Genomic DNA, 12,514 nt, shown 5'->3' with positions numbered 1-12,514 from the left:
CTTTTTTTATAAAGCTGACATTGCCATTTAACTATTAAGTGATTAATAGCTAGAATAATCACTTAAATAAAAATATTACAGTAGGTTAGGAAATGAAGTTTAGCGCGGTAATTCTTGCTGCGGGTAAAGGAACCCGTATGTATTCAAATATGCCCAAGGTACTACACACGTTGGCAGGTAAGCCGATGGTGAAGCATGTGATTGATACATGTAGCAGCTTAGGAGCACAAAACATTCATTTGGTTTATGGCCATGGTGGTGAGCAGATGCAAACCGTACTCAAAGAAGAGTCGGTTAGCTGGGTACTGCAAGCGGATCAGTTAGGTACTGGCCACGCCGTTGATCAAGCCTCTCCTCAATTTGATGACAATGAAAAAGTATTGGTATTGTACGGAGACGTGCCTCTTATCTCTGAAGAAACGGTAGAAAGCTTGCTTGATGCTCAGCCTAATGGTGGTATCGCGCTTCTAACCGTTGTTCTTGATAACCCAATGGGTTACGGCCGTATCGTTCGTCGTAATGGCCCTGTTATTGCAATCGTCGAGCAAAAAGATGCCACTGACGAGCAAAAATTAATTAAAGAGATTAACACCGGTGTGATGGTTGCGACCGGTGGTGATCTTAAGCGCTGGCTCTCTGGTTTAAATAACCAAAATGCTCAAGGCGAATACTACTTAACAGATGTTATTGCTGCGGCTCACAGTGAAGGCCGTGCAGTAGAAGCGGTTCACCCTGTTAACCCTATTGAAGTTGAAGGCGTAAACGATCGTTCTCAATTGGCTCGTTTAGAGCGTGCTTATCAATCAATGCAAGCACAAAAATTGTTGGAGCAGGGCGTTATGCTACGTGACCCTTCTCGCTTTGATTTACGTGGTACGCTTCAGTGTGGTATGGATGTTGAGATTGATACCAACGTTATTATCGAAGGCAATGTCTCTATTGGTGATAACGTTATTATCGGTACGGGCTGTGTTTTAAAAGATTGTGAGATCGATGACAACACTCTCATTCGCCCATACAGCGTAATTGAAGGAGCGACGGTTGGTGAAGAGTGTACCGTTGGTCCATTCACTCGTCTTCGTCCTGGCGCAGAGCTTAAAAATGATGCTCATGTTGGTAACTTCGTTGAAGTGAAAAATACGTCTATTGGTGAGGGCTCTAAAGCGAACCACCTAACTTACTTGGGTGATGCTGAAATTGGCCAGCGTGTTAACGTTGGAGCTGGTGTTATTACTTGTAATTATGATGGTGCAAACAAGTTTAAGACGACGATTGGCGATGATGTGTTCGTTGGCTCTGATTGTCAGATAATCGCACCTGTTACTATTGCTGATGGTGCGACAGTCGGTGCAGGAACTACACTGACTAAAGATGTTGAGCAGGGAGAGCTTGTTATTTCTCGTGCGAAAGAGCGTAAGTTTTCGAATTGGCAGCGTCCAATTAAGAAGAAATAGCTGAATAGCAATTGATGAAAGGGTTGGCATTGAGCCAGCCCTTTTTTGTTTTACTGTAAGGTATTTAGTTTTGAGGGATAGCGATACGCTTCTCTAACCATCGTACGGCCTGAGATACGCACAAAATCAGCAGCATATATTCAAAAACCAAAAATGTGTAAATCTCTAAAGGTAAGTATTCACTCACCACCAACTCGTTTGCTCGCCGGGTTAAGTCACTTAACCCTATCACGCTCACTAATGACGACATTTTTAATATGTAAACAAATTGGTTTCCTAGAGGCGGCAGAATAAGACGAAAGGCTTGTGGGAATATAACAAATTGCATCTTACGCCAATAATTAAGACCGAGCGCTTCCGCGGCCTCGTGCTGACCTTTATTAATCGATTGAATACCACCCCGAAACACTTCAGCCATAAAGGCACTTTCTGCCACTGTTAATGCAATTACACCAGCCCAAAAGTAGTCGAGAGAAACATCAAGCAGAGTTGGCATACCGTAGTAGACCCATAAAAGCAGAACCAAAACGGGAATTGACCTTACGGTCTCCACATAGAATCGATTGAATATTCGTAGAACTCGGTTACTAGACAGTGCGGGTAGCGCGACCACTAAACCAATCAACATGGCGAAAACCATACTCAATAGAGACACAGAAATCGTGTCGTAAAATCCAGCAGTAAGAAACTTAATATTGGTTTGTCCTTGAGCTGTGGTGGGATCAAGAATATACCAACCCCATTGGTAGTCAGAACAACCAGTCAATAATAAAGTTATCAATAAAACGGTAAGCGTACGAAACTTCACACTATTTCCTATATCCGCTAATTAAATCCATTTGTAACTGTTATGTTATCAATGATGTAGCATAAAACGTAAACAATTTTAGGGATAATGAAAATGAAAAAGTTGATGGTCACCTTAGGGATGTGTTTACTGTCACTAAATACGCTCGCAGCGGACACTAGCCGTTTACATAATATATTGAACACTGGTGTGTTAAAGGTAGGGACTACAGGGGATTGGAACCCTATGACGATGAAGGATCCTGCGACTAACAGCTACCGTGGTTTTGATATTGATGTCACCACTGAGCTTGCGAAAGATCTTGGCGTTAAAGTGGAGTACGTTCCTACCGATTGGAAAACCTTAGTCAATGGTATTACTGCTGGTAAGTATGATATTACAGGGAGCGCATCTCTGAATATGTCTCGCGCAAAAGTCGCGGGTTATAGTCAGCCTTATTTTTACTTAGCCTTTGTGCCTGTAGTACAGAAGAAAGATCTAGCAAAGTTTTCTGATTGGGGCGACTTTGATCATGCTGATGTGAAAGTTGCTGCTACCTTAGGGACAGTGCAGGAAAAAATGGTTAAAGAGTTTTTCCCATCAGCTCAGCATGTGGTGATTGAAGCTCCAGCGAGAGACTTTCAGGAGTTATTGGCAAAACGAGCAGATGTTTCTGTTACCTCTAATGTAGAAGCGGCGACGTTGGTGGAGAAGTTTCAACAATTGGCTATCGTGCCAGTGAAAGAACCGCGTAAGCCTACTCCAATAGCAATGCTTCTACCGCAGAATGATCAGGTTTGGATTAACTATATTAACCATTGGGTAGAGCTTAAAAAGACTCAAGGGTTCTTTCAGAAAACAGCAAAGAAATGGGGCTTAACCAGTTTATAAAAAATTAAGCCCATTAATGCTGAGATGATTTTTAGATGCGCCGTTTACTAGCGGCGCATTTATTACTTATCTCTTACCACTCTAGCATTATCTGGCGCGCGGAAATGTCGAGATAGCTGTCTGTTTGAAACGATATAGCCAACCCATAAGCCCAACATACAGATAATAATGGCAATCCCAGTCACTGATTGAGCTTGGCTTGCCATTGTTGCCACCAAAGCACTTGCTGCGCTACTGACCGTTATTTGAATACTATTTTGCAAACCAGCTGCCGTTGCAGGGCTTCTTTTCGCACTTGATAGAGCTCTATTTACCACAATAGGATAAAGAGCACCGTTAGCGACTGCAATAAGGCAAAACGGTGTCAAAATCGGCCAGATTGACGTTAATTGCCATTGAGATGCGATCAACACCATTAAGCTTGCAACGCTAAATAGACCAATTAACTGCTTCAGTATTTTTTCATCACCATATTTTTTAACGCCTGCCTTTCCTAGGTAGCCACCAAGCATAAAGGCGAGTGTCTGGGGTACAAAGCTAAGACCAATATCTTTTGCCGAATAGCCTAGTTGAGACATGATCTCTGGCATACCGGTCAGATAAGCAAAGAAGGCGGCCGACGCTGTAGCGAACATAAGCACGTTACCAAGGTAAGCTTTTGATCCGATAAGCGCCTTGATATCACTTGAGATAGAAGATTGCTTTTCTTCGACTGGTTGCTTGGGTTGAGCGATGGTCACCGCAACTAACACTATTCCCATTAGCGTTAAGGTAAAGAAAATACTGTTCCAACCAAAACTGTCAGAAAGAACCACGCCGAGTTGAGGGGCCAACGCAGGTGATAACGCAACTAAGGGCATGATGGTGGCGAAGATCTGTTGGCTTGTTTTACCTGAATACTGCTTAATGACCATAGCTTGCCAGATCACTGCTGGCGCACAAACTCCAAAGGCCTGAATAAAGCGAAGCGTTAAGAGCTGCCATATTTGGTCGCTAAATGCCAATCCAAAAGAAGCAAGGGTAAATAGACTAAGTCCTGCAGCAAGAGTGGTTCTGTGACCATATTTGTCACTCGCCAATCCCCAAAGAAGTTGACCCAGAGCCAAACCGACCAAGAAGATAGTGAGCGACAAAGCAATCTGCTCTGGGCCTGTAGCAAAATCAATTTCCATTGCTTTAAATGCGGGTAGGTACATATCCGTCGCGATAAAGCCAAGCATTGAAAGCGCAGCTAAATAGATCATCTGAAGTTTAGAAGCGTTCATAAATCATCCGTTCAAAAAGTTTAATTGTTCATTTGTGGTGTGTAATACCTACAGGATTATCTGAATATCAGTGCCTGTATTAATGCCTCGTATTCTATTTTTGGCGTTAAAGAAAATAAAACGCTAAAATTGTTAGTTATGAATCAAAAAATTTGATGGCAATATGTTCTCTAAATATTCTCTAGAAATGATCGACACGGTTGCCCGCCTGGGTAGCTTTACTGCTGCTGCTGAAATATTGCATAAAGTTCCTTCTGCTATTAGCTATGGCGTTCGTCAAGTGGAACAAGACTTGGACGTATTGATATTTAGACGCTTACCTAGAAAAGTAGAGCTAACCCCTGCGGGTGAACTTTTTGTTGCTGAAGCTCGGGTAATGCTGCGTCATATGGAGGAAGTGAAATCGCAAACTCGAAGAGCTGCCCATGGCTGGAAAACCACTTTGAAGCTCACATTAGATAACGTGGTTCGGCTTGATAAAATGAAACCACTCGTCGAAGACTTTTACGCGACATTTGAGTTTGCTGAGCTGCAGATCAATATGGAAGTCTTTAATGGATCATGGGAGGCTATTTCCCAAGGTCGAGCGGATATTGTAATTGGGGCTACCTCTGCCGTCCCTGTTGGTGGTGAGTTTGAAGTCAAGGATATGGGAATATTGGATTGGGCGTTTGTTATGTCGCCTAGTCACCCTTGTGTTCGAGAGCAATCGTTAACAGAAGAGTTTGTCAGTCAATTCCCTGCGATTTGTTTGGATGATACGTCTAGTGTGTTGCCTAAGCGTCATACCGTTCATTACCCAGGACAGAGACGGCTTCTTTTACCCAATTGGTACTCGGCCATAGAGTGTTTAAAGAATGGCGTTGGTGTAGGCTATGTGCCTCGTCATATTGCCCAGCCACTCATAATGGAAGGTTTGTTGGTGGAGAAAACGTTGTCTGAAGATAAACCATTGAGTCAGTGCTGTTTGGTTTGGAGAAAAGATGACAACCACCGTCTTATCAAGTGGATAGTAGATTATCTAGGGTCTAGCGAGAAGCTTCATCAGGACTGGCTACAGGCCTAACGTTAGTGTGCTTTATTAATAAGTAGAAGAGAGTTGGCGCAAATAGAGAAAAATAGAAAAATGCCAGTGAGGAGTTCACTGGCATTTATTGTTATACGATGACGAACAAGTAAAGCTAAGGTTGCTTGAAAACTAAAGTCACTCGAAAGCTATGGTCGTTCAAAGACGGTAGCAATACCTTGGCCTAAACCAATACACATGGTGGCTAGACCATATTTCACATCTTTGGCTTCCATTAGGTTAATTAGTGTTGTCGAAATTCTTGAACCAGAACAGCCAAGGGGGTGACCCAATGCTATTGCACCACCGTTTAGGTTGACCTTATCGTCGACGACATCAAGCAAGTCCAAGTCTTTAGCACATGGTAGGGATTGAGCAGCAAAAGCTTCGTTAAGCTCAATGACACCCATATCTTCAATCGATAGACCTGCGCGTTTCAGAGCTTTTTGAGTCGCAGGTACAGGACCATAGCCCATGATTGAAGGATCACAGCCAGCAATGGCCATTGATTTCACGCGAGCGCGAATCTTAAGGCCGAGCTCGTTAGCTTTATCTTCACTCATAATCAACATGGCAGATGCGCCATCAGATAGGGCAGAAGAAGTCCCCGCTGTGACTGTACCGTTGGCAGGGTCAAATACTGGGCGAAGTTTTGATAGTCCTTCTACAGTGGTTTCAGGGCGAATAACCTCATCGTAATCTAAGGTAAACAGTGAGCCATCTTCAGCGTGTGCTTCCATCGGGAGGATTTCGTTTTTGAAACGACCTTCTACCGTAGCTGCTTGCGCTAATCGATGAGAGCGAGCGGCGAACGCATCTTGATCTTCGCGGCTTATACCGTGCATCTTTCCTAACATTTCAGCGGTTAAGCCCATCATACCTGCGGCCTTCGCGACAGTCTTAGACATGCCAGGGTGAAAATCCACGCCGTGAGTCATTGGAACGTGTCCCATATGCTCAACACCACCAATTAGGCAGATGTCGGAATCGCCAACCATGATGGAGCGAGTGGCATCATGCAGAGCTTGCATTGATGAACCACACAGGCGGTTGACAGTAACTGCGCCAATTTCAATCGGTAGCCCAGCAAGAAGTGCTGCGTTACGAGCAATATTGAAGCCTTGCTCTAAAGTTTGTTGAACACAGCCCCAGTAGATATCTTCAATCTCACTTGGATTTACTTGAGGGTTACGCTCTAAGATCCCTTTCATTAAATGAGCTGATAAGTCTTCTGCTCGAGTATGGCGAAATGCGCCACCTTTGGATCGCCCCATTGGGGTACGTAGGCAATCAACAACTACTACATTATTCATTTTGATATTCCTTTTCCAAGTGTGGGTTATAACGAACTAGCTTGTTGTGCACCGTAAAAGCTTTCACCTTTATCGGCCATATCAAGTAGAAGTTGTGGAACCTGGTACATCGCCCCAAGTTCTTGATAGCCTTTTGCCATTTCGACAAAATTGCTAATGCCCACACTGTCTAAGTAGCGGAATACGCCGCCTCTAAATGGAGGGAAGCCTAAACCGTAAACCAGTGCCATATCCGCTTCTTGTGGAGAGGCGATAATTCCTTCCTCCAAACAAAGAACCACTTCGTTGATCATTGGAATCATCACACGCTGAATAATTGTCTGGTCATCAAATTCTTGTGGTGCTTGGCATACGTCAGAAAGAATCGGAAGAATGTCTTCAGAAAAGGTTTTCTTAGGGCGACCGCGTTTATCGACGCTGTAGCTATAAAAGCCACTGCCATTTTTCTGGCCGTATTTATCCGCATCAAACAATGCATCAATGGCATCACGACCTTCTTTACCCATACGCTCAGGGAAACCTTGCGCCATAACAGCTTGTGCGTGATGAGCGGTATCTAAACCAACCACATCCAGTAAATAAGCAGGTCCCATTGGCCAACCGAACTGACGTTCCATCACCTTATCTATTTTAGTGAAATCCGCACCATCACGAAGAAGCATGCTGAAACCACCAAAATATGGGAAAAGAACACGGTTAACAAAGAACCCTGGGCAATCATTCACGACGATTGGTGATTTTCCCATTTTCGCAGCGTAAGCAACAACACGATTAATGGTTTCATCCGATGTGTGTTCACCGCGGATAATTTCAACCAAAGGCATGCGGTGTACAGGGTTAAAGAAGTGCATGCCACAGAAATTTTCTGGACGTTTAAGTGATTTAGCCAATAAATTGATTGGGATTGTAGAAGTGTTGGATGTGATTACAGCGTCATCACCAACGTGGCCTTCTACTTCGCTCAGGACAGCGGCTTTGATTTTTGGGTTTTCTACAACGGCTTCAACGATAACGTCAGATTTCTCAATACCCGCATAGTGAAGACTTGGTGTAATGGAGGCCAAAATCCCCGCCATCTTAAAGCCATCTAATCGGCCACGTGATAAGCGTTTATTGAGTAACTTTGACGCTTCGTTCATACCTAAATCAAGTGAAGGTTGAGCGATATCTTTCATCAATACAGGTACACCTTTGAGGGCTGATTGGTAAGCGATACCGCCACCCATTATCCCGGCACCTAATACTGCTGCACGTTTAGTCTCTTTATTCGCCGACTTTTCTGCCTTTTTAGCTAAGCCTTTAATGTACTGATCATTGAGAAATAGACCAACGAGTGATTTTGCTTCTTCAGACTTCGCGAGTTTTACAAACAGTTGGCGTTCAATGCCTAGCGCATCATCACGATTGCAGCGAGCTGCTTTTTCAATAGCAATAACTGCGGTCATTGGGGCTGGGTAATGTGGACCCGCTTTTTGTGCCACTAGGCCTTTCGCCATTGTGAAACTCATCATCGCTTCTAGCTTGCTTAGTGAAAGCGCGGAGGTTTTCTGTTGACGGCGTTGTTTCCAATCTAGCTCTTCGTTAGCAGCCAGTAGGACTGTATTCATAGCGGATTGAGTTAACTGCTCAGACTCTACGATGGCATCGAGTAGCCCGATTTTTAGAGCTTCATCTGCACGACACGCTTTACCTTGGGTGATAATTTCCATCGCACTGTCTGCGCCGATGACACGTGGCAGACGAACACAACCACCAAAGCCAGGCATTATGCCTAATTTTGTTTCTGGAAGGCCAATGCTGGTGGTTTTGTCACCAATACGGAAGTCAGTAGCGAGTACACACTCACACCCGCCACCAAGAGTATGACCTTTTAGCGCTGAGAGGGTTGGAAAAGGTAGGTCTTCTAGTTTGCTGAAAATATCGTTAGCAAAGCGAAGCCACTGATCAAGCTCTTGATCGGTTTTTGCAAAGAGGCCGAGAAATTCTGTGATATCCGCTCCAACAATAAAGGTATCTTTATCGGAGGTTAGGATTAGGCCTTTGAGGTCCGATTGTGCTTTTAAAGCATCAAGAGCTTCGCTCAGTGACTCGAGCGTAGCAAGATCTAGTTTATTGACGGAATTCGGGGCACAAAAGCTAAGTTCGGCTATTCCATTCTCATGTTTCTTTACCTGTAGGGTGTTGGCTTGGTAAATCATTGTCTATCTCCGTGACATACAATTCGTGATTGTGTGTGAGAGTTTTTGTTTTATTGGTGTATGTTTTTAAGTCTGGTTTGACCAGTTATTTTAGTGTGTACCCTAGATTGATTATTTTCAATACATTTTTTAAACAAGTGTTTAACATTGTGTGTCTGTGCAGATCGTAGCCCTCTTTTTACACGCCGCGTGATATACTGAACAGCCGCACTTTAGTCTGTACAAGCTCATGAATGATCTACCTTATTTAATTCCAGAAAGCCCTGTCGTGTATGAAGAAGAGATCAAGAAGAGCGTTTTCATTACGCATCTTGCCCATACCCCAAGTATAGAAGCGGCAAAATCATTTATAGATTCAGTAAAGATTAAACACTCAAGTGCTAGGCATAATTGTTGGGGGTTTGTCGCGGGACGAGCGGAAGACTCGATGAAATGGGGTTTCAGTGATGATGGTGAACCTTCAGGAACCGCTGGTAAACCGATACTCGCTCAACTTTCAGGATTTGGGGTTGGAGAGATGTCCGCAGTGGTGACTCGCTACTCTGGTGGGATTAAGCTTGGAACGGGTGGTTTGGTTAAAGCGTATGGTGGCGGGGTACAGCAAGCGTTAAAGCTGCTTCAAACTATCGAGAAAAAAATAACCATTAAATTACAGCTAGAGTTAGACTATGCATTCATGCCGATCGCTCAAGCTCTGTTAGCTCAATACCAAGCAATAGAGTTGGACGCAAAATACAGTGACAATATAGTCTTGATAATTGAAATTGAGCAACGAGTTGCCAGTGATTTTACTCAAAATGTCATTAATAGAAGTGGTGCAAAAGCAACAGTCACACCATTATCAAGATAACTAGGAAGTCAGAAGCTCAGCTTCATTTATAATTAATCATGCAATTTCGATCGATTATCCGAATAGTCGGATTACTGCTCGCTCTCTTTAGCGTCTCTATGTTGGCCCCTGCACTTGTCGCGCTATTGTATCGAGATGGAGCGGGTGTGCCGTTCGTCACTACTTTCTTTGTGCTGCTTTTCTGCGGCACTCTTTGTTGGTTCCCTAATAGGCATCATAAACAAGAATTAAAGGCCCGTGATGGCTTTCTTATTGTTGTTTTGTTTTGGACGGTAATAGGCAGTGCTGGTGCTATTCCTTTCTTAATTGCTGATAATCCCAATGTTTCTGTCACAGATGCATTTTTTGAATCATTTTCAGCGTTAACGACAACGGGTGCGACAGTTATCGTTGGCCTTGATGACCTACCGAAGGCGATACTGTTTTATCGTCAGTTTCTGCAGTGGTTTGGTGGTATGGGGATCATTGTACTAGCCGTCGCTATTTTACCTGTACTAGGTATCGGTGGGATGCAGCTATATCGAGCAGAGATACCGGGCCCAGTAAAAGACAGTAAGATGACACCACGTATAGCTGAAACAGCTAAGGCGCTATGGTACATCTATCTAAGTCTCACTATTGCTTGTGCTACTGCTTATTGGTTTGCGGGAATGACGCCATTTGATGCCATTAGTCATAGCTTTTCTACCATAGCTATTGGTGGGTTCTCTACTCACGATGCAAGTATGGGGTATTTTGATAGCCATGCGATAAATATGATAACCGTTGTTTTCTTACTGATATCGGCATGTAACTACTCACTTCACTTTGCGGCCTTTGCTTCTGGTGGTGTTCACCCTAAGTACTACTGGAAGGACCCCGAATTCAGAGCGTTTATCTTTATTCAAGCATTGCTATTCTTGGTTTGTTTCTTGGTTTTACTGAACCATCATACCTATGACTCAATCTACGATGCGTTTGATCAAGCACTGTTCCAAACCGTATCGATCTCAACCACAGCAGGTTTCACCACGACGGGTTTCTCCGAGTGGCCCCTATTCTTACCAGTGCTACTACTATTTTCTTCTTTTATAGGAGGATGTGCTGGCTCTACAGGTGGCGGGATGAAAGTGATACGTATATTGCTTTTGACTCTGCAAGGTGCCCGTGAAATGAAGCGTCTTGTACACCCAAGAGCCGTTTACACGATTAAAGTTGGTGGAACAGCGCTGTCTCAACGAGTGGTTGATGCGGTTTGGGGGTTCTTCTCTGCTTATGCGCTCGTCTTTGTTGTTTGTATGCTGGGTTTGATAGCAACAGGAATGGATGAGTTAAGTGCGTTCTCAGCTGTGGCGGCAACCCTTAATAATCTAGGGCCTGGTTTGGGCGAAGTTGCGGTTCACTTTGGTGAGGTTAATGATAAAGCTAAATGGGTATTGATTGTTTCAATGCTGTTTGGTCGTTTAGAAATATTTACTCTTCTTATATTACTCACTCCGACATTTTGGCGTAGTTAAGGACAATTCAATGAAAGCTCTATTCTTATATTCAAGCCAAGATGGTCAAACTAAGAAAATTATTCACTATATTCAGCAAGAGCTAGAACTGGGTAACTGTGAGGTTAAAGATATTCATCAACTCGATAGCGTGGACTTTACTCAATATGAACGTGTACTTATTGGTGCGTCAATACGATACGGTCATTTAAACAAGAAGCTGTATCAATTCATAGAAAGCCACAAGAGTGAATTAGATGAAAGCAAAGTCGGTTTTTTCTGCGTTAACCTTACTGCACGTAAAGAAGACCAAGGTAAAGACACGCCAGAAGGAAGTGCTTATATAAAGACGTTCCTTAAAAAGTCGCCTTGGCAGCCAAAACTGATAGGTGTCTTTGCTGGTGCCCTCTATTACCCGCGCTATAAGTGGTTCGATCGAGTGATGATTCGTTTCATTATGAAGATAACCGGTGGTGAAACAGATACGAGTAAAGAAGTTGAGTATACCAATTGGAAAAAAGTCTCGTTATTCGCTGATAAATTCAAAAACATGTAGATAAATTGGTCAATTTAGGCTGTTTTGATGTGTTTTTAAGCAAACGATTTATTAGTTTAATAAAACTGTAAAAAAGCCTTGCGTCTTGGGCGTGTCTGTCTATAATGCGCATCCACTGACACGGCAGACGCCACAAGGCTTCAGCGGTAATCAGTAAGACGGAAAGTCAGAAAGAAATAAGTTTTAAAAAGTGTTTGACACTGTGACTTAAATCGCTAGAATGGCCGTCCGCTTAGAGAGCTTCTTCTTAGAAAGACTGACTCAACAAGCAACGCTCTTTAACAATTTAAACCTATCAATCTGTGTGGGCACTCGTTGATGAAAATCCAAAATGTTTTACCTAGGTAAAACAGTTTCTTCGGAAACACTTGGGCTTCAATGAACTGAGTGACCAATACGAATAATTACTTTCTTTATAGAGAGCGGTTATTTGGCACAGTCAATTCATTATCTTTCTGTTGGAAAGATAATAGCTTTAAAGTTACATCTTCATGTTTACATGAAGATTAGTTTTGAAGTCAGTATTCATTGAGCCGACAAAATCTTAAATTGAAGAGTTTGATCATGGCTCAGATTGAACGCTGGCGGCAGGCCTAACACATGCAAGTCGAGCGGAAACGAGAAGTAGCTTGCTACTTCGGCGTCGAGCGGCGGACGGG

General features: G+C 43.3%; 10 protein-coding genes and 1 rRNA gene. 7 read left to right on the top strand and 4 right to left on the bottom strand.

The features are described 5' to 3' along the window. Nucleotides 1-92: 92 nt before the first annotated feature. Nucleotides 93-1,454, top strand: a complete 1,362-nt coding sequence (glmU, locus tag L4C54_RS22090) for a bifunctional UDP-N-acetylglucosamine diphosphorylase/glucosamine-1-phosphate N-acetyltransferase GlmU (RefSeq protein ID WP_428809820.1) — start codon at nucleotides 93-95, stop codon at nucleotides 1,452-1,454. A gap of 64 nt (nucleotides 1,455-1,518) precedes the next feature. Here glmU and L4C54_RS22085 read toward each other — a convergent pair whose 3' ends face one another. Continuing rightward, complete coding sequence (locus tag L4C54_RS22085) at nucleotides 1,519-2,262, bottom strand: amino acid ABC transporter permease (protein WP_428809819.1); 744 nt, start codon at nucleotides 2,260-2,262, stop codon at nucleotides 1,519-1,521. Between the two features lie 93 nt (nucleotides 2,263-2,355). On the opposite strand from L4C54_RS22085, the gene L4C54_RS22080 reads away from it, so the two are divergent. After that, nucleotides 2,356-3,132: a transporter substrate-binding domain-containing protein gene (locus L4C54_RS22080; RefSeq protein WP_428809818.1), complete on the top strand. Its 777-nt coding sequence runs from the start codon at nucleotides 2,356-2,358 to the stop codon at nucleotides 3,130-3,132. Nucleotides 3,133-3,194: 62 nt separating this feature from the next. Here the strand turns inward: L4C54_RS22080 and punC are convergent, their stop codons facing one another. Then, nucleotides 3,195-4,397, bottom strand: a complete 1,203-nt coding sequence (gene punC / locus L4C54_RS22075) for a purine nucleoside transporter PunC (RefSeq protein WP_428803887.1) — start codon at nucleotides 4,395-4,397, stop codon at nucleotides 3,195-3,197. 163 nt (nucleotides 4,398-4,560) lie between these two features. Here punC and punR point away from each other — a divergent pair, with 163 nt between their 5' ends. Further along, nucleotides 4,561-5,463: a DNA-binding transcriptional activator PunR gene (gene punR / locus L4C54_RS22070; protein ID WP_428809817.1), complete on the top strand. Its 903-nt coding sequence runs from the start codon at nucleotides 4,561-4,563 to the stop codon at nucleotides 5,461-5,463. 149 nt (nucleotides 5,464-5,612) lie between these two features. On the opposite strand, the gene fadA is transcribed toward punR, so the two are convergent. Beyond that, complete coding sequence (gene fadA / locus L4C54_RS22065) at nucleotides 5,613-6,776, bottom strand: acetyl-CoA C-acyltransferase FadA (RefSeq protein ID WP_428809816.1); 1,164 nt, start codon at nucleotides 6,774-6,776, stop codon at nucleotides 5,613-5,615. A 26-nt stretch (nucleotides 6,777-6,802) separates the two neighbouring features. Beyond that, entirely contained in the window at nucleotides 6,803-8,974 is a 2,172-nt protein-coding gene (gene fadB, locus L4C54_RS22060) for a fatty acid oxidation complex subunit alpha FadB (protein WP_428809815.1), read from the bottom strand. Nucleotides 8,975-9,203: 229 nt separating this feature from the next. On the opposite strand from fadB, the gene L4C54_RS22055 reads away from it, so the two are divergent. From L4C54_RS22055 to L4C54_RS22040, 4 genes are all read left to right on the top strand, one after another. Then, nucleotides 9,204-9,824 (top strand): YigZ family protein, encoded by a 621-nt coding sequence (locus L4C54_RS22055; RefSeq protein WP_428809814.1) that lies wholly within the window; start codon nucleotides 9,204-9,206, stop codon nucleotides 9,822-9,824. 38 nt (nucleotides 9,825-9,862) lie between these two features. After that, complete coding sequence (locus L4C54_RS22050) at nucleotides 9,863-11,320, top strand: TrkH family potassium uptake protein (RefSeq protein WP_428803892.1); 1,458 nt, start codon at nucleotides 9,863-9,865, stop codon at nucleotides 11,318-11,320. 10 nt (nucleotides 11,321-11,330) lie between these two features. After that, complete coding sequence (hemG, locus tag L4C54_RS22045; protein ID WP_428809813.1) at nucleotides 11,331-11,855, top strand: menaquinone-dependent protoporphyrinogen IX dehydrogenase; 525 nt, start codon at nucleotides 11,331-11,333, stop codon at nucleotides 11,853-11,855. Between the two features lie 546 nt (nucleotides 11,856-12,401). Further along, nucleotides 12,402-12,514, top strand: a 16S ribosomal RNA gene (locus tag L4C54_RS22040); the annotation flags it as partial.

Origin of the sequence: Vibrio lamellibrachiae, from assembly GCF_050337265.1 — a bacterium.
Lineage (GTDB): Bacteria > Pseudomonadota > Gammaproteobacteria > Enterobacterales > Vibrionaceae > Vibrio > Vibrio kyushuensis.
This window is presented reverse-complemented; position numbering and strand designations above follow the sequence as displayed.

What these genes read in the sequence shown, in the direction of transcription:
- glmU (WP_428809820.1), top strand. Translation starts at nt 93, where the DNA reads ATGAAGTTTAGCGCGGTAATTCTTGCTGCGGGTAAAGGAACCCGTATG.
- L4C54_RS22080 (WP_428809818.1), top strand. Translation starts at nt 2,356, where the DNA reads ATGAAAAAGTTGATGGTCACCTTAGGGATGTGTTTACTGTCACTAAAT.
- punC (WP_428803887.1), bottom strand. Translation starts at nt 4,397, where the DNA reads ATGAACGCTTCTAAACTTCAGATGATCTATTTAGCTGCGCTTTCAATG.
- punR (WP_428809817.1), top strand. Translation starts at nt 4,561, where the DNA reads ATGTTCTCTAAATATTCTCTAGAAATGATCGACACGGTTGCCCGCCTG.
- fadA (WP_428809816.1), bottom strand. Translation starts at nt 6,776, where the DNA reads ATGAATAATGTAGTAGTTGTTGATTGCCTACGTACCCCAATGGGGCGA.
- fadB (WP_428809815.1), bottom strand. Translation starts at nt 8,974, where the DNA reads ATGATTTACCAAGCCAACACCCTACAGGTAAAGAAACATGAGAATGGA.
- L4C54_RS22055 (WP_428809814.1), top strand. Translation starts at nt 9,204, where the DNA reads ATGAATGATCTACCTTATTTAATTCCAGAAAGCCCTGTCGTGTATGAA.
- L4C54_RS22050 (WP_428803892.1), top strand. Translation starts at nt 9,863, where the DNA reads ATGCAATTTCGATCGATTATCCGAATAGTCGGATTACTGCTCGCTCTC.
- hemG (WP_428809813.1), top strand. Translation starts at nt 11,331, where the DNA reads ATGAAAGCTCTATTCTTATATTCAAGCCAAGATGGTCAAACTAAGAAA.